20 protein-coding genes are annotated in these 20431 nt (G+C 53.9%); 17 read left to right on the forward strand and 3 right to left on the reverse strand.

Going from position 1 to position 20431, the window contains the following annotated elements:
- Window positions 1-158 precede the first annotated feature (158 nt).
- From B5F38_RS01610 to B5F38_RS01655, 10 genes are all read left to right on the forward strand, one after another.
- The gene (locus tag B5F38_RS01610; RefSeq protein ID WP_087407563.1) at window positions 159-1031 is read left to right on the forward strand and encodes a YicC/YloC family endoribonuclease; all 873 of its coding nucleotides are present in this window, start codon (window positions 159-161) and stop codon (window positions 1029-1031) included.
- Window positions 1031-1606 carry a guanylate kinase gene (gmk, locus tag B5F38_RS01615; protein ID WP_087407564.1) on the forward strand — a complete coding sequence of 192 codons (576 nt, stop codon included), beginning with the start codon at window positions 1031-1033 and terminating at the stop codon, window positions 1604-1606. The genes B5F38_RS01610 and gmk overlap by 1 nt, the downstream gene beginning before the upstream one ends.
- Before the next feature lie 4 nt (window positions 1607-1610).
- Complete coding sequence (gene nadD / locus B5F38_RS01620; RefSeq protein WP_087407565.1) at window positions 1611-2201, forward strand: nicotinate (nicotinamide) nucleotide adenylyltransferase; 591 nt, start codon at window positions 1611-1613, stop codon at window positions 2199-2201.
- Complete coding sequence (locus tag B5F38_RS01625) at window positions 2201-2854, forward strand: DUF5063 domain-containing protein (protein ID WP_087407566.1); 654 nt, start codon at window positions 2201-2203, stop codon at window positions 2852-2854. The genes nadD and B5F38_RS01625 overlap by 1 nt, the downstream gene beginning before the upstream one ends.
- Before the next feature lie 5 nt (window positions 2855-2859).
- The gene (locus B5F38_RS01630) at window positions 2860-3498 is read left to right on the forward strand and encodes a 3'-5' exonuclease (protein WP_087407567.1); all 639 of its coding nucleotides are present in this window, start codon (window positions 2860-2862) and stop codon (window positions 3496-3498) included.
- Window positions 3499-3512: 14 nt separating this feature from the next.
- Window positions 3513-3755 carry a hypothetical protein gene (locus tag B5F38_RS01635; protein ID WP_087407568.1) on the forward strand — a complete coding sequence of 81 codons (243 nt, stop codon included), beginning with the start codon at window positions 3513-3515 and terminating at the stop codon, window positions 3753-3755.
- 23 nt (window positions 3756-3778) lie between these two features.
- A complete protein-coding gene (locus B5F38_RS01640; protein ID WP_087407569.1) occupies window positions 3779-4303 on the forward strand; it encodes a hypothetical protein in 525 nt (174 codons plus the stop codon).
- A gap of 33 nt (window positions 4304-4336) precedes the next feature.
- On the forward strand, window positions 4337-5773 hold the full coding sequence (locus tag B5F38_RS01645) for an MFS transporter (RefSeq protein ID WP_087407570.1): 1437 nt from the start codon (window positions 4337-4339) through the stop codon (window positions 5771-5773).
- Window positions 5774-5973: 200 nt separating this feature from the next.
- Window positions 5974-6339, forward strand: coding sequence for a BlaI/MecI/CopY family transcriptional regulator (locus tag B5F38_RS01650; protein ID WP_087407571.1), 366 nt, complete (start codon window positions 5974-5976; stop codon window positions 6337-6339).
- 12 nt (window positions 6340-6351) lie between these two features.
- Window positions 6352-8292, forward strand: a complete 1941-nt coding sequence (locus tag B5F38_RS01655) for a M56 family metallopeptidase (protein ID WP_087407572.1) — start codon at window positions 6352-6354, stop codon at window positions 8290-8292.
- A gap of 100 nt (window positions 8293-8392) precedes the next feature.
- On the opposite strand, the gene B5F38_RS01660 is transcribed toward B5F38_RS01655, so the two are convergent.
- Complete coding sequence (locus B5F38_RS01660; RefSeq protein ID WP_087407573.1) at window positions 8393-9907, reverse strand: arylsulfatase; 1515 nt, start codon at window positions 9905-9907, stop codon at window positions 8393-8395.
- 351 nt (window positions 9908-10258) lie between these two features.
- Between B5F38_RS01660 and B5F38_RS01665 the strand changes: the two genes are divergently transcribed.
- Window positions 10259-10693, forward strand: a complete 435-nt coding sequence (locus tag B5F38_RS01665; protein WP_087407574.1) for a DUF1232 domain-containing protein — start codon at window positions 10259-10261, stop codon at window positions 10691-10693.
- Between the two features lie 106 nt (window positions 10694-10799).
- Window positions 10800-12047, forward strand: a complete 1248-nt coding sequence (locus tag B5F38_RS01670) for an anaerobic sulfatase-maturation protein (RefSeq protein WP_087407575.1) — start codon at window positions 10800-10802, stop codon at window positions 12045-12047.
- A gap of 89 nt (window positions 12048-12136) precedes the next feature.
- On the opposite strand, the gene rlmD is transcribed toward B5F38_RS01670, so the two are convergent.
- Together rlmD and B5F38_RS01680 are read right to left on the reverse strand one after the other, a co-directional pair.
- Window positions 12137-13552: a 23S rRNA (uracil(1939)-C(5))-methyltransferase RlmD gene (gene rlmD / locus B5F38_RS01675; protein ID WP_087407576.1), complete on the reverse strand. Its 1416-nt coding sequence runs from the start codon at window positions 13550-13552 to the stop codon at window positions 12137-12139.
- 499 nt (window positions 13553-14051) lie between these two features.
- Window positions 14052-14948, reverse strand: coding sequence for an AraC family transcriptional regulator (locus B5F38_RS01680; RefSeq protein WP_087407577.1), 897 nt, complete (start codon window positions 14946-14948; stop codon window positions 14052-14054).
- A 291-nt stretch (window positions 14949-15239) separates the two neighbouring features.
- Here B5F38_RS01680 and B5F38_RS01685 point away from each other — a divergent pair, with 291 nt between their 5' ends.
- From B5F38_RS01685 to B5F38_RS01705, 5 genes are all read left to right on the forward strand, one after another.
- The gene (locus tag B5F38_RS01685; protein WP_087407578.1) at window positions 15240-16070 is read left to right on the forward strand and encodes a carboxymuconolactone decarboxylase family protein; all 831 of its coding nucleotides are present in this window, start codon (window positions 15240-15242) and stop codon (window positions 16068-16070) included.
- A 13-nt stretch (window positions 16071-16083) separates the two neighbouring features.
- Window positions 16084-17265 carry an iron-containing alcohol dehydrogenase gene (locus tag B5F38_RS01690; RefSeq protein ID WP_087407579.1) on the forward strand — a complete coding sequence of 394 codons (1182 nt, stop codon included), beginning with the start codon at window positions 16084-16086 and terminating at the stop codon, window positions 17263-17265.
- A 182-nt stretch (window positions 17266-17447) separates the two neighbouring features.
- The gene (locus B5F38_RS01695) at window positions 17448-18359 is read left to right on the forward strand and encodes a helix-turn-helix transcriptional regulator (RefSeq protein WP_087407580.1); all 912 of its coding nucleotides are present in this window, start codon (window positions 17448-17450) and stop codon (window positions 18357-18359) included.
- A gap of 170 nt (window positions 18360-18529) precedes the next feature.
- Entirely contained in the window at window positions 18530-19450 is a 921-nt protein-coding gene (locus B5F38_RS01700) for a helix-turn-helix transcriptional regulator (protein WP_087407581.1), read from the forward strand.
- A gap of 114 nt (window positions 19451-19564) precedes the next feature.
- Window positions 19565-20431 (forward strand): DUF3737 family protein, encoded by an 867-nt coding sequence (locus tag B5F38_RS01705; protein ID WP_087407582.1) that lies wholly within the window; start codon window positions 19565-19567, stop codon window positions 20429-20431.

A 20431-nucleotide genomic window follows, 5' to 3' on the forward strand; every position in this document is an offset into this window, starting at 1 on the left:
TATCGGTAAACATACTGCCTCTCTGCCCTTTCCCCGGGCAAAAAGGTAAACAAACGTATTACAATCGCGTTAATGAGTGTACAAAAATAGCTCTTTTTTTTCAATAATATTGCTTTGGCATCGGAAATAAGATTAAATTTGCAAAAACATTTACAGACATGATACAATCGATGACCGGTTTCGGTAAGTCCGTGGTGGAACTGCCGCACAAAAAAATAACCGTTGAAATAAAATCGTTGAACAGCAAGCAGCTCGATTTGTCGACCCGCATTCCCCAACAATACAGAGAGCTGGAGATGGAGATTCGCTCGGAGATTGCCCGGCGGCTGGAGCGGGGTAAAGTCGACTTTCTGGTATACAGCGAGTCGATAGGCAAAGGAACCTCGGCCCAGATAAACGTGCCGGTGCTGGAGGGCTACTACCAGCAGGTGAAAGAGGCTTCGGAAAAACTGGGCATTGCCATGCCCGAAGACTGTTTCTCGATTTTGCTGCGCCTGCCCGACGCCCTGAGTACCGATAGCCAGGAAATCGACGAAACCGAAATCAACGCGCTGAAGAAGGCGGTCGACGAGGCCATCACCCACCTCGAGGAGTTCCGTATCCAGGAGGGGGCCATGCTGCAACACCTCTTTGAAGAGAAGATTGCCAACATTGCCCAGCTGCTGAAGGAGGTGGAGCCCTACGAGAAGGAGCGCATCGAAAAAATCAAGGGACGCATCATCGATGCCCTGACCAAAATCGACAACTTCGACTACGACAAAAACCGGTTCGAGCAGGAGATGATTTTCTATATCGAGAAACTCGACATCAACGAAGAGAAGCACAGGCTCGACAACCACTTGAAATATTTTCTCGAGACCATGCAGGCCGGCAAGGGCCAGGGCAAGAAGCTGGGCTTCATCAGCCAAGAGATGGGTCGCGAAATCAACACGCTCGGTTCCAAGTCGAACCAGGCCGAAATGCAACGCATCGTCGTACGCATGAAAGACGAGTTGGAACAGATCAAAGAGCAAGTATTAAACGTAATGTAATGGAAAAGAGAGGCAAACTGGTTATATTCTCGGCACCCTCGGGGTCGGGCAAATCGACCATCATACAATCGCTGCTGAATCGCGACCTGAACCTGTCGTTCTCGATCTCGGCCACCAGCCGTGCCCCGCGAGGCACCGAGAAGAACGGCGTAGAATACTACTTCATCTCGCCCGAAGAGTTCAGACAACGCATCGCCAACGGCGAGTTTCTGGAGTATGAAGAGGTGTATGCCGGCAAGTTCTACGGCACGCTCAAGAGCGAGGTCGAGCGCATACTCGACAGTGGCCGCAACGTCATCTTCGACGTCGACGTGGTAGGCGGGCTCAACATCAAGAAGTATTACGGCGACCAGGCACTGGCCCTCTTCATCCAACCGCCCAGCATCGAGGAGTTGGAGAAGCGGCTCAAACACCGGGCTACCGATGCCCCCGAGGTGATTGCCAGCCGAGTGGCCAAGGCCGAATACGAACTCTCGTTTGCCCCGCGGTTCGACCACATCATCGTCAACGACATTTTAGAAAAAGCCCAGGAAGAGGCCTACCAGACCATACGGCAATTCCTCGACAAACCCTAAACCCATGCAACCTATCCAGACAGCTTTCTTTTCAGGCACGTTCAACCCCGTCCACACGGGGCACCTCATACTGGCCAACTACTTGTGCGAGTTCGAGGGGTTCGACGAGGTGTGGATGTCGGTAACGCCCCAGAACCCCTTGCGGGAAAAGCTGTCGCCCGAGGCCGACCGCCAGCGCCTCGAAATGCTGCGGCTGGCCGTGACCGGCAACCCCAAAATCGTAGCGACCGACATCGAGTTTTCGCTCCCCCTGCCCTCCTACACGATTCGCACGCTCGACCACCTCAGGAGCCTCTACCCCGACCGCGAGTTCACCCTCGTCATCGGGGCCGACAACTGGCTGCTCTTCGACCGGTGGCGCGAGAGCCGGCGCATCGTCGACGAGTATCGGGTATGCATCTATCCCCGCCGGGGCTACGACATCGACGAGGCGAAGCTCCCCCCTACCGTGCGGTACTGCCGGGCTCCCCTCATCGAGATTTCGTCGACCCAGGTACGGCAGGGAATCGCCGCCGGCAAAAACATGAACTATTTTGTACCCCAGTCGGTATATACATACATTATCAACCACAGACTTTATAAAAACAACGAGTAATGGACGAACGCATCTATTCCAAAGATATTATCGAATTTGTCACCGTAGGTGCCGAATATTGCGCTTTCCTCGAACGTACTCCCGAACTGGAAAAAGATGAATTTATCGATAAAATCATAAAAATACTTCCGCTGCTCTACCTCAAAGCTACCCTGCTCTCGCCCGAAGAACCCGAAGAGGAGGCCTATACCGAACGTTTCGTGACCGAAAGCATGTACGAGAGTGTGCGCATGAGCATCGAGAGCCTCCTGGGCGAAGACGACAACTACCTGGAGGTGTTCCAGTCGGGCATGGAATACAGCGAAGGCCCGTTGGCGGCCAGCATCTCGGAAGGACTTGCCGACATCTATCAAGACTTGAAAGACTTCATTTCGGTCTATCGCCTGGGCAACGAGCCGCAAATGCTCGAATCGCTCTACATCTGCTACGAGAACTTTGTCTCCTACTGGGGGCAACAGCTGGTCAATGTACTGCGGGCTCTACACAATGTAAGGTATTCGACGCACGACGACGATGACGATGACGACGACACATGCGACTGCGGTCATCATCACCACCACCGGTCATCGGCCGACGACCGCTACACCGATATATTCGGACATCAACAAGGGGACGACGATATTTTCGACAAACTCAACGATGATGTGGATTAACGCTTATGGATAACGAGACTTCTGACAAAATAAAAATTAGTAAAGAAATCATTGCAACTTTACCTATCGAATCATTCCCCGGACGAATCGTCGTGGTCGACAACGAAGCCCAGGTAACCGAAGCTACCAAATGTCTGAGCCACGAGTCGATTATCGGGTTTGATACCGAAACCCGACCGACATTCAAGAAGGGACAGAGCAACCACGTGGCCCTCATGCAACTCTCGACCCACGATACCTGCTACCTGTTCCGGCTTAACCGCATCGGGTTCACCCCGGCCTTGAAACGGTTGCTCGAAGACGAAACCCTGCTCAAGGTGGGTATCTCGCTCAAGGACGACTTCTGCATGCTGGGGCGACTCAACAGCGGGCCATTCACTCCGCGCAACTTTGTCGAGTTGCAGAAATTTGTCAAACGATACGGCATCGAAGACCAGAGTTTGCAAAAAATCTATGCCATCGTCATCGGGAAAAAGATTTCGAAAGGACAACGCCTCTCCAACTGGGAGGCCGACCACCTGACCGACAGCCAACAACTCTATGCCGCTACCGACGCCTGGAGCTGCATCAAAATCTACGAGGCCCTCAAATCGAAAGATTTCCAATTTTCCTCGATATTACAACAACCCCCTACAACACTCTAACTATTTTATTACAAATGAAACGGTACGACATTATTGCATTGCTCCTGGTTATCTATCTGGCCGTCATGGCCTACTTCGGTCGAGGTATGTTGCTGAGCGGCAACTATTGGGAATACTTCGGCATCATCGGCTTTACGCTCCTGATTATTCTGGCCTTGCGATGGGCCTTGAAACACCGCGAGAAGATTCGTAACGAGCGCCGCCAAAAGCAAGATGTCATGGATCGCCGTACCATGCGCGACGACCACCACTCATAAAAAACTCATTTATCTCCACGACTATGGTAAAAAAAGTTCTTCTTATCCTGTCGGTTATCACAGCGTTATCGGGCACCGCATCGGCCCAGATTCTGAAAAATACCTGGATTGTCAACCCCCAAATCAGCGGATTCAACCTGGGCAGCACCCACACCCGCGAGACGGGTAACGAAACTTTCGACCTGGGACTGCAGGTCGAAACGGGTAATTTCATCGCCAACAACCTGCTGTTCTATGTAGGAGTCGGCGGCAACTTTTCGTGGAACAAGGAGTACCGAGACAACAACATAGATCTGAATGTGGGTATCCGATACTATACCCTCACCACCCTATTCATCGGAGTGAATACGGGATATACCCACGCCTGGTACAAACCCAAGGACGAATCGTCGGCCTGCGACGACTATCTCTATGTGGGCGCCGAACTGGGTTACGCCATCTTCGTGAGCCACAACATATCGCTCGACCCGGCTCTCTACTGGAAACACAGCTTCACCGACCAACTCGACCAGTATGGATTGAAGGTGGGCCTCTCGGTCTATTTCTAAACAGCGAATCGATAAATCAAAACACATAACACAATGACAGAAAAAATGACTCAACTGATGAAGGACATCCCGGCCGTACGATGGACGGCTCTTGTCCTGCTGGCGAGCGCCATGTTTTTCGGCTATATCTTCATGGATATACTCTCGCCTCTACAAGAATTGTTACAGAACACGAGAGGCTGGTCGCCCGATGCTTACGGCCACTACGCCGGTTCCGAAACTTTTCTGAACGTATTTGTATTCTTCCTGATTTTTGCCGGTATCATACTCGACAAGATGGGTGTGCGTTTCACGGCCATACTCTCGGGTGCCGTCATGCTGGTAGGTGCCTCGATCAACTACTACGCCGTGAGCAATGCCTTCATCGGCAGTGGGGCCGAGGCCTTTATGAACCGCTTTATGAACCTGCCGCTGGAGTGGTGGAACGTCACCCCGTTCTACGAAGGGATGCCCGCCTCGGCCAAAATGTCGGCCATCGGCTTCATGTTCTTCGGATGCGGTGTCGAGATGGCAGGTATCACCGTTTCGCGCGGTATCGTCAAATGGTTCAAGGGTAAAGAGATGGCTCTGGCCATGGGTGTAGAGATGGCTATCGCCCGTGTGGGTGTAGCCGTGGTGGTACTGGGTTCGCCGGTACTGGCCAACAAGTTTGCCCCGGTCGACGTATCGCGCCCCGTACTCGTGGCCGTGATTCTGCTGGCCATCGGCCTCATCTGTTTCATCACCTACGCCTTCATGGACAAGAAACTCGAGCAACAGATGGGCGAAAGCGGCGAAGAGAAAGACGATCCCTTCAAAATCTCGGACCTCAAATATATCTTCTCGAGCAAGGTGTTCTGGCTGGTAGCGCTGCTGTGCGTGCTCTACTACTCGGCCATCTTCCCCTTCCAGAAGTATGCCATCAACATGCTGCAATGCAACCTGGGCTATACGGCCGAACAGGCCGGCTGGGTGTTCTTCGTCTTCCCGCTGGGAGCCGCAGCCATCACCCCCATCCTGGGCAACTTCCTCGACCATAAAGGCAAAGGTGCCACCATGCTCATCTTCGGTGCCGTGCTCATGATTGCCTGCCACCTGGTATTCGCCCTGGTGCTGCCCGCCTTGAAAGGTACCGTCACCGCCGTGATTGTGGCCTACCTCTCCATCATCCTGCTGGGTATCTCGTTCTCGCTGGTACCGGCCTCGCTGTGGCCCTCGGTACCCAAGCTGGTCGACAACAAGCTGCTGGGCTCGGCCTACGCCGTTATCTTCTGGATTCAGAACATCGGTCTCTACTCCTTCCCCATGATTATCGGTGCCACACTGCGCATGTCGAACCCCGGTATCACCGACCCGCTGCAATACAACTACACCGTGCCGATGCTCATCTTTGCCAGCCTGGGAGTCTTGGCGCTCATCTTCGGGTTGTGGCTGAAGGTCGAGGACAAGAAACGGGGATACGGTCTCGAAGAGCCTAACATCCAAAAGTAACATAAAGCCTATTCAATCGGCTCATTCCAAACCCCATACATGCGGCAGTCGGCATCGAAACCGGCTGCCGCATCTTGTTTTCTTTTTTATTCAACTAAAAAATATAGTTATAAAACTACCCCATTTAGTTTTATTAACTACAAAAATTAGTTGAATAACTAAAACTTTTAGTTTATTTGCAAAGAGAAAAACGAAAACCTATGAAAGGACTTACCGCAAAAGAAGAAGAAATCATGAACTACTTCTGGCAAAAAGGCCCCCTGTTCGTGAAAGAGTTGCTCGATTTCTACGACGAGCCCAAACCCCACTTCAATACCCTGTCGACCATCGTGCGGGGTCTCGAAGAGAAGGGTTACCTGGCCCACAAGGCATTCGGCAAAACCTACCAGTACTACGCCGCCGTGAGCGAAGAGTCGTTCCGTCGGGGGACCCTCCGTCAGGTGGTGCGCAAGTATTTCAACAGCTCCTACCTGGGCGTGGTCTCGTCGCTCATCGAGGAGGAGGACATCTCGCTGAAGGAGCTGAAGGAACTTATCGAGAAAGTGGAACGAGGAAGTGAAAAATAAAACCGCCCAGCCATGAGTGCATTTTTTGTCTACATACTCCAGTCGGCCGTCTGCCTGGCGATACTGTTTCTCTTCTACAGCATTCTGCTGAGCCGGGAGACCTTCTACCGCTACAACCGGGTGGCACTGCTCTGCCTCATCCCCCTCTCGTTTGTGCTGCCGCTGTGCCACTTGCCGCTGTTTACCGAGAGCGAAAGTGCAGCCCCCGTCCCCGTCGTGATACTCGACAACCTGTCGGCCTTCAGCTACGTGACCGACGATGTCGAAGCCACAGCCGCCCCGGTGCCCGTGGCCCTCGTGGCGGCGATAGTCCTCTACTGGACCGGTGTAGTGTTTTTCGTTGCCCGCTACATCGTTACCATCGTGCGCCTGCTGCGACTCATGAGTAGCGGCCGCCGGGTGACCGACGACGAAGGTCGGCAGATTATCGTCCTGCCCCGGTCTATTGCACCCTTCAGCTGGTTCGGCCGGATTGTCCTCTCCGAGGAGGACTATGCCGCCCACAGCCGAGAGATACTGCTGCACGAGTCGGCCCACATACGCAAGCGCCACTCCCTTGACCTGCTGGTGGCCGACCTCTGTACCTGGCTGCAATGGTTCAATCCTGCCGCCTGGCTGCTGAAACGCGAGTTGCAAACCGTGCACGAATACGAGGCCGATGCCGAGGTAATCGACCAGGGCATCGATGCCCGGCAATACCAACTGCTGCTCATCAAGCGATCGGTGGGCTCGAAATTCTACTGCGTGACCAATCACTTCAATCACAACAAACTTAATAAACGTATTACTATGATGCTCAAAAAGAAATCCAACCGCAAAGCGACCTGGAAGTATCTCTATGTGATACCCGTCGCACTCTGTACCGTCACGGTATTCGCCCGCCCCGAAGTATCGGAACGCCTCGACGAAATCGCATCGACCGACCTGCTGGCCATGCTCGACCAGGACGATTCGCAATCGGCCACCGACCAGAGCCAAATGGTCATCACCGCTGCCAGCAACTCGAACCAGACAAACACCCTGAACGTCAACATCGACGAATCGGGCGACTCGAGCCAGGGGAACAAACTGAAAATCAATATCACCGAGAACGGGAAACCGGCCTCGATGGATAGTGCACTCTGCATCGTAGACGGGAAGAAAGTCTCGCGCGAAGAGATCGACAAACTCTCACCCGACCAGATAAAGAGTGTCACGGTGCTCAAAGGGAAAATGGCTGTCGAGAAGTATGGCGACGAAGCCAAAGGTGGAGCCCTGCTCATCAGTACGAAAGAGTCGGACGATACCCAACCGATGAAGATAACCCTCTCGAACGACGGGAAACAGGGCTTCCAAACGAGCTACTATGTCATCAACGGGAAGAAAGTCCCGGCCGAAGTGATAGACAATCTCTCGTCAGGCAAGTTCTCCTATATCATCAACGGCAAGGAAGTATCGGCCGAAGATATGGAAAAACTCAACCTGTCGGGCCAGGTCGGAAACATCTCGATACTCAACGACAACGGAGAGAATACAATCATTATCCATTCGAAAAAGTCGTCGCTGAATAATTGGCAGCAACAGGTAAAAGCCCTGTCCGACTCCATTCGTGCAGAGGTGGCCGTCACCAAAGAGGGGAAAGAACTCTCGCCTGAAGCCATGGCTCGCATCGAGGCCCTCTCGGCCCGGATAAGCGCCAATGCCGACTCCATCACCCGAGCCATCGACGAGAAAGGCATCAATGCCCTCTCTACCCTCAACCACCACACCGATTCGGTGGCGGCTTACGTCAAACAGATACCCAATATCATCTATGTTGTCGACGGCAAAAAGGTTTCGGAAAAGAAGTTCAACAAGTTAAGCCCCAACGACATTGCCAGTATTACAGTGCTGAAAGGCGGAGAGGCTAATAAGAAGTACGGAGCTAAAGAGAATGATAATGTTCTCATCATCACGACTCGAAAGAAGAAATAAATAAACGATACCCCCGACTGAAAAAAGACCAGGGCTGTGCTCGTGAGAACACAGCCCTGATTGTTTTTGTTCCTGTCCCTCCAGACGGCAATGCCCCGCCCTATTGCGGCAACGTCACCTTGAAGTAGGGGTTATCAATGTGCTGCTCGAATATGATTCGTTTCATGGCCTCGACCCGCTCGGGATACTGTGCGGCCAGGTCGTGGTCTTCGTGAATATCGTCGGCCAGATTGTAGAGATGGCACTCGCCCTTCTCGACAAAGAGTTTCCAGTCGCCCTGGCGTACGGCTATCTGGTCGGTCTCGCAAAACTCCCAATAGAGGAAGTCGTGCTGTTTCTGTTTTTTATCCTTCCCCAACAAGGTAGGTGCAAAAGTGAGGCCGTCGAAATAGTTGGGGCGCCCCTGGGCATACCGTTTCTCATAATTCTTCACCCCCGAGAGGTCGCAGAAGGTGGGCAAAATATCGTAAAACGCCAGTTGATGGTCGTTGACCGACACCGGCACATGGCCCGGCCAGCGCACAATGAACGGAATGCGGATGCCCCCCTCGTGGCACGAACGCTTCAGCCCCTTCAGCTTGCCGTCACGTCCGAAGAAGGTAGGGTCGGCCCCACCCTCCTCGTGCGGGCCGTTGTCCGACGAGAAGATGACCATCGTATTTTCGTCCAATCCCTTGGCTTTGAGCTTAGCCAAAATCTCACCCACATACCGGTCGAGCCGCTCGATCATGGCCGCAAACTGCGCATGCGTGTGAGTCACAGGATTGTAGCGGCTCCAGTAGCTGCCGTTGTATATCCCCTTGTCGCCCAACCGCTCGCGGTATTTGTTGAGCAAAGAGTCTTCGGGCTGTACCAGCTCGGCATGCGGCAAGGTATAGGTGAAGAAGCCGAAGAAGGGTTGGTCGGCCGACTGCCGGTCGAGCCAATCGAGTGCCGCCCGATGAATGAGGTCGGCCGAGTATTGTTTGCGCTGGCCATAACCGGCGCCCCACATGGGATACCGTATATTCTCGTCGAGCGTAACGCGCACCGTAGCCGTATCGCCCAGAGCCGGGTTGTAGCGATTCAAGAAATTGGGATAGTACAGATGCGCCTGAAACTGGCAGATGTAACCGAAGAACTCGTCGACACCCCGCTTGTCGGGCGTAGAGACCGAGCCCTCGTAACCACCGGCCCATTTGCCGAACATGCCAGTCGTGTAGCCGTTGTCCTTCATCACCTCGGTGAGGATTACGTGGTCGGGGTCATACGGGTGCTGCCCCACCACGGCATAGTCGGTATTGATGCCATAGCGCACCTCGCCGCTCTCGGGCCAATACTCCTTGTTGCCACGCACCTCGCCGTGGCCCGAGTGCTGCCCCGTCATAATGCTGGCTCGTGACGGAGCACTCACGGGACTGCCCGAATAGGCCTGCGTGAAACGCATACCCTCCGAAGCCATGCGGTCGAGGTTGGGCGTATCGATATATCGCTGCCCGTAACACCCCAAATCGCCATATCCCATGTCGTCGCACAGGATAAAAATAATATTAGGCTTGTCGCTCTTCTGCGCTAATGCCGGGGAAACGGCGGTCAACAATCCACCGCCCAGGAATAAAAGTCTGCCGTATTTCATCTGTTTCCGATATGTGTGTGTTAGAATGGGATAAAGATAGTGAAAGGCGAGAGGAGAAGCAAACCGAAATGAAATTTCGAGTTTGATCATCCCGAGCCGACTCCTATCTTCGTGTAACAAAGATAGTGAAAGGAGAGCGCAGAGACAAAGAGAAAACAAAGTTTTCATTTTTGACTATGCCGAACCGCATCCTGTCTTCTGAAAAGATAGTGAAAGGAGAGCGCAATAAAGCCAAACTTGTTTGAGTTTTTTGGCAGGATTCGGAACTTTTCCGTAAAAAAATTATCTTTGCGACGATAGATTGTGAGACGGAACACACTCTCTATACACAAACACGAAACGAAAAAGAATATGTTCACGATCATTTGCATCACCATTTTAGCCTATATGATTATGGGCAAAGATATCAAACGGCTTCTGGCCCGAGTAAAAAATGTCGATTGGCGCGACAAGATAAACCGCATATACATCAAGTTGCAGCCCTATGCCCTCAAGGTAGGCCGTGTGGCGGCTCGCCCGTTGCTCCAGTTCTACTACGTGATGAAGGACGAGAAGACCTCGGCCCTCGACCGCATTCTCATCTATGCCGCCATCATCTACACCATTTCGCCGGTAAGCCTCATCCCCAGTGCCGTGTTCAAGTTCATCGGGGTACTCGACGAAGGGGCCGCCGTGCTCTATGTCTACAAAAAGATAAAGGGCAAAATCACCCCCGAAATCAACGCCCAGGTCGATGAAACCCTCGACCAATGGTTCGGCACCCGCTACGAAATGGTGAGGGAGTAATCCGCTTGTAAGATATTATAAAAATATTTCGAGCGAGGATAGTTTTTCTATTCTCGCTTTTCTGTATCTTTACAGATGATAAGAAAAACGTCACAGAGACTCGATTATGGAAAAGACACTCTATACCCCATTCGACCGAATCATGTATATCATGGCCAAGCCGGTGGGATCGATTTGCAACCTGGCTTGTACCTATTGCTACTACACCGAAAAGGCTAAGCTCTACCACGATACGCCTCGCCATATCATGAGCGAGAGTTTGCTCGAGAAGTTTATCAAGGAGTATATCGAGAGCCAGGCGAGCGACCATATCCTCTTCACCTGGCATGGCGGCGAGACGCTGATGCGCCCGCTCGACTTCTACCAAAAGGTGGTGAAGCTGCAGGCTCAGTATGGCCGGGGCCGTGTCATCGAGAACAGCATACAGACCAACGGTACACTGCTGACCGACAGCTGGTGCCGCTTCTTCAAAGAGAACAACTGGCTGGTGGGGGTGAGTATCGACGGCCCGCAGGAGTTTCACGACGAATACCGCCTTACGAAACAGGGACGGCCTACTTTCGTGAAGGTGATGCAGGGTATCAACCTGCTCAACAAGCACGGGGTGGAGTGGAACGCCCTGGCCGTGGTCAACGACTTCAACGCCGATTATCCGCTCGACTTCTATCACTTTTTCAAGGATATTCACTGCAAGTATATCCAGTTTACCCCTATCGTCGAGCGCATCAATCCGCACGCCGACGGTCGCCATCTGGCGGCTCCCGACGAGGAGACGCGCGACGGGGTGACCGACTTCTCGGTCTCGCCCGAACAGTGGGGCGAATTTCTCTGCACCCTCTTCGACGAATGGGTGCGCAACGACGTGGGCGAGTACTTCGTGCAGCTGTTCGATGCCACCCTGGCCAATTGGGCGGGGGTGATGCCGGGCATCTGCACCATGGCCGAAACTTGCGGCCATGCCGGCGTGATGGAGTTTAATGGCGACGTGTACAGTTGCGACCACTTCGTCTTCCCCGAATACAAGCTGGGGAATATCTACTCCAAGTCGCTCATCGAGATGATGAACAGCCCGCAACAGATTGCCTTCGGGCAGAACAAGCGCGACGGCCTGCCGGCCCAGTGCAAAGCGTGCGACTACCTGTTTGCCTGCCACGGCGAGTGTCCCAAAAACCGGTTTGCCCGCACCGCTACCGGTGAGCCGGGGCTGAACTACCTGTGTGCCGGGTATCACCGCTTTTTCGAGCATGTGGCTCCCTACATGGATTTTATGAAACACGAGCTCGACAACAAGCGGCCGCCAGCCAACGTGATGCAGTGGATTCGCGAAAACGAGAAGAACGAAAAGCGACGCTAACGCTCCTGCCATAACGACAAGCCCCGAAGTGCTGAAGACCAGACTCCGGGGCTTGTTCTATTTTCTTGATTCTGTTTCGCGATACTCTCCTACTCTTCCTTGCGCTCCAGCAACACCACATTCTCTACATGGTGAGTATGGGGGAACATGTCGACCGGCTGCACGCGCGCCACGCGATACTTGGCATCGAGCAGCGACAGGTCGCGCGCCTGCGTGGCGGGATTGCAACTGACATAGACGATGCGACGCGGCTCGGCAAAGAGGATGGTCTTGATTACATCGTCGTGCATGCCGGCGCGAGGCGGGTCGGTGATGATGACATCGGGGCGACCGTGTTCACCGATAAACTCTTCGGTAAGAATATCTTTCATATCGCCGGCATAGAACAGCGTGTTGTCGAGGCCGTTGATACGGGCATTCTCCTTGGCATCCTCGATAGCCTCGGGCACATACTCGATGCCGATGACCTTGCGCGACTGCCGGGCCACGAAGTTGGCAATGGTACCCGTGCCGGTGTAGAGGTCGTAGACCAGTTCGTCGCCGGTGAGGCCGGCAAACTCGCGGGCCACCTTGTAGAGTTCGTAGGCCTGCTCCGAGTTGGTCTGGTAGAACGACTTGGGGCCAATCTTGAAGCGCAGCCCCTCCATGCTCTCCCAGATGTAGTCGCGCCCGCGATAGAGGTGCACCTCCTGGTCGGTGATGGTATCGTTGGGTTTCTGGTTGACTATATAGAGGAGCGAGGTAATCTGGGGGAACTCGTCGGCCACGTGCTGCATCATCGCCTCTATACGCTCCCGGTCGGGCTCGAAGAAAACGACGATAAGCATGATTTCGCCCGTCGAGGCGGTGCGCACGATGATATTGCGCATGAGTCCCGTCTGCTCGCGCAGGTCGAAGAAGGGGTAATTGTGGTCGATGGCAAACTGCCGTATCGAGAGGCGTATGAGGTTGGAGATGTCGTCCTGGAGCCAGCACTTCTTGATGTCGAGCACCTTGTCGAACATGCCCGGTATGTGGAACCCCAACGCATTGCGGCTGTCGAACTCCTGAGCCGACTGCAACTGCTCGTAGGTGAGCCACGACCGATTCGAGAACGAGAACTCGAGCTTGTTGCGGTAGAACTGCTGCTTGGCCGACCCCTTCGTGGGCAACACCTCGGGCAAGGGAATCTTGCCGATGCGGGTGAGGTTGTCCTCGACCTGCTGCCGTTTGAACTGCAACTGGAAGTCGTAGGTCACATGCTGCCACTTGCAGCCGCCGCACACCCCGAAGTGTTCGCAAAAAGGCTGCACCCGCAGCGGCGAATAGCTGTGAAATTTCACGATACGCGCCTCGGCGTAGCTGTGCTTCTTGCGCGTCACCTGTAAATCGACTACATCGCCCGGAGCGGCAAAGGGTACAAACACCACCAGGTCGTTCACTCGTGCCAAAGCCTTTCCTTCGGCAGCCACACCGGTTATCTCAATCTGCTCCAGCAAGGGGAGCTCTTTCTTCTTTCGTGCCAAAACAAATAAGTATAAGAATAATAATGGTGCAAAGATAGTGAAAGGTAAGAGTAGAGGCAAAGGAAAACGCAGTTTTCAACTTTGACTCTGCCGAACCGCCATCTATCTTCTGAAAAGATAGTGAAAGTCGAAGGTAGAAAAGCAAGCTTGCTTGATTTTTATACTGAGACGCATCCTATCTTCGTGTAGCAAAGATAATGAAAGGTGAGAGTAGAGGCAAAAGAAAACGCAGTTTTCAATTTTGACTCTGCCGAACCGCATCCTGTCTTATCCAAAGATAGTGAAAGGTGAGCGACAAGCAAAGAGGCTTGCATTATTTGCTTGGCCGAACCGCATCCTGTCTTCTGAAAAGATAGCGAAAGGTGAGAGTAGAGGCAAAAGAAAACGCAGTTTTCAATTTTGACTCTGCCGAACCGCATCCTGTCTTCTGAAAAGATAGCGAAAGGTGAGCGCAGAGGCAAAGGAAAACGCACCCTTTTCAGCTGACCATGCACGGGGGTTACTCGCGCAGACGGAACTCGTTGGGGGTGCAACCCACCACCCGCTTGAACATGCGGCTCATGTGCTGGGGATACTGGAACCCCAGGCTGTATGCAATCTCGCTCATCGACTTCGAGGTTGAGAGCAGCAGCTCCTTGGCACGGGCAATCAGTTTCTTCTGGATGTGTTCCGATACGGTCATTCCCGTCTGTTTCCGAATCATATCGCCGAAGTAGTTGGGCGACAGATATACCTGTTCGGCAAAATACTTCACGGTAGGCAGCCCTATCTCCTGCGGAGCCTTGCTGTCGAAATACTCGTCGAGCAAGCGCTCGAAACGCACGATAATATCTTTGTTGGGGAGTTCGCGGGTAGTAAACTGCCGCTCATAGAAACGCATGCAGTAATCGAGCAACAGCCCTATGTTGGCCGTAATGAGCCGACGGCTGTGTTTGTCGATATTGTGCCGCAACTCGGCATCGATCTTCTGCAGGCAATCCATGATGGTATCGCGCTCGCTCTCGGAGAGGTGCAGCGCCTCGCGCGTCTCGTACGAGAAGAACGAATACTTCTTAATCTCCTGCCCCAGCATGGTGCCCCGAATGAAATCGGGATGGAAGAGCAACCCGTGAGCCTTGGGACGAGCATCCTTCGCCATATCTACCTCGGCCACCTGACCGGGAGCAAAGCAGACAATTGTACCCTCGCCATAATCGTAGGGCTGACGGCCGTAGGTAATATCGCCACATTTCGTCTCTTTCAAGAACAGCGCATATACGCCATAACTGATTTTAAGGTGTTCGGGCCATTGAGTAGCTTGCGACAAGTCGATTACCGCCACCATCGGGTGCAAGGTTTCCAAGCCAAAAATCTTGTTATACTGATCTACACTATCCAATTTGATCCACTCTTCCATAACACAAAATTTAATCGTTACGGCAAATATACTATTATAATTCGATATATCCTCGACTCGGCCGTCGTATCCATGATTCGGGTACAACTATCCGTAATCGGTATACAAGATTTTGTCCGAGAAGCTCCTAACTCTCTTTCTATTACAAATATAGCATCTCACGTCAAGTAAAGCCAACCGCCAAAATCCACGGTTCGGGTAGAAACATCCGTAAATCGTATACAGAAATTCAGGTACACCCCTGCTAATTTTGTACCGGAAAAAAATCGAAACCATAAAAACAGATAAGGTATGAAAAAAAGAGTAATCTTTGCGCTTGTCGCACTATGGGTATTTAATAATGGTATAACAATTATGGCACAAGAAAACACAAAACAAACGGCTGGCCGCGACCAGCTCGGGGAGTTTGCCCCCAAATTCGCGGAACTTAACGACGACGTACTCTTCGGCGAGGTCTGGAGCCGCACCGACCGTCTGGGACTGCGCGACCGCAGCCTGGTTACCATCACCTCGCTCATCAGCCAGGGTATTACCGACAGCTCGCTCACGTACCACCTGCAAACGGCCCGAAAGAACGGAATCACCCGCACCGAGATAGCCGAAATCATCACCCACATCAGCTTCTATGCCGGATGGCCCAAAGCCTGGGCCGCTTTCCGTCTGGCCAAAGAGGTATGGGCCGACGACACGACCGGCGAGGATGCCAAAGCCGCATTCCAGAAAGAGATGATTTTCCCCATCGGCGAGCCCAACACGGCCTATGCCCGATATTTCGTCGGGAACAGCTACCTCGCCCCCATCTCGCGCGAACAGGTGATTGTGTCGAACGTCACCTTCGAGCCCGGCTGCCGCAACAACTGGCACATCCACCGGGCCACCAGCGGCGGCGGTCAGATGCTTATCGGCGTAGCCGGCCGCGGTTGGTATCAAGAGGAAGGTAAACCGGCCGTAGAGATTCGGCCCGGCACGGTTATCCACATCCCGGCCAACGTCAAACACTGGCACGGAGCAGCCGCCGACAGCTGGTTTGCCCACCTGGCTTTTGAAATCCCGGGCGAGTCGGCCTCGAACGAATGGCTCGAGCCCGTCACCGACGACGAATATAACAAACTGAACCAATAAACCTAACCCTACAATGGAAACCAGACTGAAATACAACATGTTTGTTCCTACCCGCGTCATGTTCGGGGCAGGAGCACTGAATAAACTGGGCGACCAACCCATGCCCGGTAAAAAGGCACTGATCATCATCTCGAACGGTAAATCGACCCGGGCCAACGGATACCTGGCCCGCACCGAAGAGCAGCTGAAACGGGCCGGTATCGAAACCGCCCTCTTCGACGGCGTAGCCCCCAACCCCACAGTGGCCAACGTCGATGCCGGAGCACAGGCTGCCCGCGACAACGGGTGCGACTTTCTGGTAGCTCTGGGCGGCGGCAGCGTGATGGATTGCGCCAAAGCCATCGCCGTGATGGCTACCAACGACGGCGTGCTGTGGGACTACGTAGCCGTAGGCTCGGGCAAAGGACATCCCATCGCCCACACCCCGCTGCCCATCGTCGCCATCACCACGACGGCCGGTACCGGGTCGGAGACCGACAACGCCGGAGTCATCACCAAAGAGGATACGTTCGAAAAGGCCTTCATCGGCGACCCCTCTCTGTATCCCCACCTGGCTATCGTTGACCCGGAACTGATGCTGAGCGTGCCGGCCGGATTCACTGCCTTCCAGGGATTCGATGCCCTCTTCCACAGTGTCGAAGGCTACATAGCCAAAGGGGCCAACCTGATGAGCGACATGTATGCCTTGACCGCCATCGAGAATCTGGCCCAATACCTGCCCCGCGCCGTGAAAGACGGCAACGACCTCGAGGCCCGTACCCACGTGGCCTTCGCCAACACGCTGTCGGGGGTAGTGATGTGTCTGACCCTCCTCACCAGCGAGCACGGCATGGAGCACGCCCTCTCGGCCTACCACCCCAACCTGCCGCACGGTGCCGGCCTCATCATGATCAGCCGGGCCTACTATGCCTACTTCGTGCGCAACCACGCTTGCGACGAGCGCTTCATCCGCATGGCCCGCGCCCTGGGCATGCCCGAGGCCGACAAGCCCGAAGACTTCCTGACGGCTCTCACCCGCCTGCAAGAGGCTTGCGGCGTGGCCGACCTGAAGATGTCGGACTACGGCATCACGCGCGACGAGGCCGAGAAGTTCATGCTCAACGCCCGCGAGGTCATGGGCATCATGTTTACCAGCGACCGCATTGCCATGAGCGATGCCGACATCGTAGCCATCTACGAGGAGTCCTGGCGATAACGACCCATCGTTTCTTTTGAATACAGGGACTGTACCCGAACTCGATACACGAGGGGTGGGTACAGTCCCGCTTTTTTTTACCGGAAGAAGACGTCACGGCCAAGTCAAAGTTGAAAACTGCGTTTTCCTTTGCCTCTGCGCTCACCTTTCGCTACTTTTGTAACCGAATAAACGAATCGGCTATGAATCACAACGAGAAATTCGGCATATATACCGACCAAACGGAGAAACAGATCTCTTTGCTGAAATACTCCAAGAGTTCGTGTGGCGTGGACTTCCTGCTCAACACGGCCGAGAGTAGCGAGAAACGGGGCTGGTTCGATGCCGACAAACGATACAAGACCGATTTCTTCGAGTTCTATTTCTTCCGGCAGGCCGAGGGCTACCTGTTCCTGACGGGCGAAAAGATAGAACTGCACCCCGGCATGGTGCTGATTATCTCGCCTTTTCAGTGGCAAGAGTGGCATGTCGACCTCGACAAGCTGGACTATACCTTCCTGATATTTCAAGAGGAGTTTATCAACAACTTCCTCTCCGACAAATACTTCATGTACCGCTTGCTGTACTGCTACCAGCACGACTACCCTACCCACTTCGACCTGGAGGTGACGGCCATGGCTCCCTACCTCGACCTGCTCTCGAAGATGAAGCACGAGCTGCACGAACCCGTTGCCGACAGCTACCACATGATCGTGGCCTACCTCTATCAGTTTCTGTTGCTCCTCAACCGGCTGTATGCCGGGTTATTCGGCCTGCCGTTCGATGCACCGCTCAACAACTATGCCTACCAGTACAAAGAGCTGCTCGAAAAACACATCGCCGAGATGACTCACGTGAGCGACTACGCCGATGCGATGAACATCAGCCGCATATCGCTCAACAAGGCGGTCAAACGCGAGTTCGGGCTGTCGGCCGTCCACCTGCTGAAACAGCGTCTGCTGCAAGAGGTGAAGAACGAATTGCTCTTCTCGGGCCGCTCGGTGAAAGAGATTGCCTTCAGGCTGCACTTCTCGGAACCGAACCACCTGATGCGATTTTTCAAACAGATGACCGGGCAGACCATTGGCGAGTTCTTGGCCTCACGATTATCATAACAGACCTGTATCGACCTCATCGCAGCAAATCCGTAATCGGGGTACATAATGCGAGGATTTGTATACCGCACACCCTCTTTGCAAGCTCTACTTTTGTATCGTGATTCCTGTCGGCCCCGGAAGTCACCGGGCACTCAGGGAGACCATGAGGCTGCAAGGCTGTTGTGAAGATGAAACCACTAACTGTAAAAACGATTGCCCGATGCAACCAGCTGTTGTCGACCCAAACGTCCAACCCGCTGGTGAGTGTCATTCGGTTGTCCGAGACAACCGACCGGCCCGACCTGTTTCAATTCGGGTTCTATACCATATGGCTGAAAGCGTGGTGCGGCTGTTGTCCGTCGACTCTCGGATGGCGGGCGTGCGATTTCAGCGACGGGATACTCTTTGCCCTGCAGCCGGGACGCCCCATGGCTCGGGAGCTGTGGCAGTGCGATGCCGGTAAGGCCGAAGGACGACTGCTCTGCTTTCACGCATCGGTCTTAGACCCGCTGCGGGCGAAAGGTGATGGTCATTATACCTTTTTCAACTACAATACCGATGAGTGCCTGCACCTCTCTCGACGGGAGCGACTCCTCCTGGAGCGGGAGATAGACGAAATCGAGGAAGAATTGAACTGGGGCATCGACGAATACAGCTACACGATTCTGGCCGAAAGAATCAAGTTACTGCTCGACTACATTACCCGCTTCTACCACCGCCAGTTTATCTTGCGGCACGATGCCAACCTGCGGCTGGTCGAATGGACCGACCGGTATGTCGACGACTTTTTCAGGTCGGGCCGGGCCCGCTGCCATCCGTTGCCCACCACGGCCACGCTGGCCAGCCAACTCGGTTGCTCGCCCGACTACCTCAACGACATGTTGTGCCACGAAACCGGCAAATGTACCGCCGACTACATCAGGCTGAAACAGATTGCCCGGGCCGAACAGCTATTGAAACAGGATACCCGAAGTGTAACCGACATAGCTCGAGAACTTGGCTTCCCCACGGGGCAGGCCTTCTGTACCCTGTTCAAGAAACTCAAAGGGCAGACACCCGAAGATTTCAGGCTCTGCCCGGGCTCAGGACCTTTGAACCTCAACAACTGATTCATCGTAAAAACAGGAGAGACAAATTACCGAGATGAATATCGGGATTCAACATCCCCACAGTTGGAGAACCCGTAATCTTAGCGACTAAACAACTCTAAAAACATATAACCTATGAAACGCATCCAAAATACCGAATTCGGTGGCGAGCGCCCGTTGTTCGCTTCGCACGATTTACAACTCGACCATGTCACCATCCACGCCGGTGAATCGGCTCTGAAAGAGTGCAGCCACATCGTGGCCGAAAACTGCCGCTTCGAAGGCAAGTATCCGTTCTGGCATGTCGACGGATTTACCATAAAGAACTGTCTGTTCACCGAGGGGGCCCGCGCCGCCCTGTGGTACTCGCGCAATCTGGAGATGACCGACACCCGGGTCGAAGCCCCCAAGATGTTTCGCGAGATGGAGGGCATCAAGCTCGAGAACGTGGAGATACCCGATGCGCAGGAGACGCTGTGGCACTGCAACAACGTGCACCTGAAAAACGTACGGGTAGACCATGCCGACTACCTGTTCATGCACAGCGGGAATATCGAAATCGAAGACTACGTGCAGAACGGTAACTACTCGTTCCAATACTGCAGGAATGTGGTTATCCGCAACGCGGTCATCAACTCGAAGGATGCCTTCTGGAATACCGAAAACGTGACCGTCTACGACTCGGAGATAAACGGCGAGTATCTGGGCTGGCACTCCCACCACCTGCGTCTGGTCAACTGCAAAATATCGGGTACCCAACCGCTGTGCTATGCCCACGACCTGGTGATGGAAAACTGCACCATGGCCCCCGACTGCGACCTGGCCTTCGAATACAGCAGCGTGCAGGCGACCCTGAACGGAGCCATCCGCAGCGTGAAGAACCCCCGCACGGGCAGCATCACGGCCGACCGCTTCGACGAGATTATCCTGGACGAGAACATCAAGGCTCCCGGCGACTGCAAACTCACGGCCCGGGAGACGACAGCCGATTCCAACCTGTAA

The organism is Barnesiella sp. An22, from assembly GCF_002159975.1.
Taxonomy (GTDB): domain Bacteria; phylum Bacteroidota; class Bacteroidia; order Bacteroidales; family Barnesiellaceae; genus Barnesiella; species Barnesiella merdigallinarum.

Coding starts and splice junctions, on each gene's coding strand:
- B5F38_RS01655 (WP_087407572.1), top strand. CDS start 6,352: ATGAGTGCATTTTTTGTCTACATACTCCAGTCGGCCGTCTGCCTGGCG.
- nadD (WP_087407565.1), top strand. CDS start 1,611: ATGCAACCTATCCAGACAGCTTTCTTTTCAGGCACGTTCAACCCCGTC.
- B5F38_RS01640 (WP_087407569.1), top strand. CDS start 3,779: ATGGTAAAAAAAGTTCTTCTTATCCTGTCGGTTATCACAGCGTTATCG.
- B5F38_RS01685 (WP_087407578.1), top strand. CDS start 15,240: ATGAAAAAAAGAGTAATCTTTGCGCTTGTCGCACTATGGGTATTTAAT.
- gmk (WP_087407564.1), top strand. CDS start 1,031: ATGGAAAAGAGAGGCAAACTGGTTATATTCTCGGCACCCTCGGGGTCG.
- B5F38_RS01690 (WP_087407579.1), top strand. CDS start 16,084: ATGGAAACCAGACTGAAATACAACATGTTTGTTCCTACCCGCGTCATG.
- B5F38_RS01645 (WP_087407570.1), top strand. CDS start 4,337: ATGACAGAAAAAATGACTCAACTGATGAAGGACATCCCGGCCGTACGA.
- B5F38_RS01705 (WP_087407582.1), top strand. CDS start 19,565: ATGAAACGCATCCAAAATACCGAATTCGGTGGCGAGCGCCCGTTGTTC.
- B5F38_RS01670 (WP_087407575.1), top strand. CDS start 10,800: ATGGAAAAGACACTCTATACCCCATTCGACCGAATCATGTATATCATG.
- B5F38_RS01660 (WP_087407573.1), bottom strand. CDS start 9,907: ATGAAATACGGCAGACTTTTATTCCTGGGCGGTGGATTGTTGACCGCC.
- B5F38_RS01680 (WP_087407577.1), bottom strand. CDS start 14,948: ATGGAAGAGTGGATCAAATTGGATAGTGTAGATCAGTATAACAAGATT.
- B5F38_RS01635 (WP_087407568.1), top strand. CDS start 3,513: ATGAAACGGTACGACATTATTGCATTGCTCCTGGTTATCTATCTGGCC.
- B5F38_RS01695 (WP_087407580.1), top strand. CDS start 17,448: ATGAATCACAACGAGAAATTCGGCATATATACCGACCAAACGGAGAAA.
- B5F38_RS01700 (WP_087407581.1), top strand. CDS start 18,530: ATGAAACCACTAACTGTAAAAACGATTGCCCGATGCAACCAGCTGTTG.
- B5F38_RS01625 (WP_087407566.1), top strand. CDS start 2,201: ATGGACGAACGCATCTATTCCAAAGATATTATCGAATTTGTCACCGTA.
- B5F38_RS01610 (WP_087407563.1), top strand. CDS start 159: ATGATACAATCGATGACCGGTTTCGGTAAGTCCGTGGTGGAACTGCCG.
- B5F38_RS01650 (WP_087407571.1), top strand. CDS start 5,974: ATGAAAGGACTTACCGCAAAAGAAGAAGAAATCATGAACTACTTCTGG.
- B5F38_RS01665 (WP_087407574.1), top strand. CDS start 10,259: ATGTTCACGATCATTTGCATCACCATTTTAGCCTATATGATTATGGGC.
- B5F38_RS01630 (WP_087407567.1), top strand. CDS start 2,860: ATGGATAACGAGACTTCTGACAAAATAAAAATTAGTAAAGAAATCATT.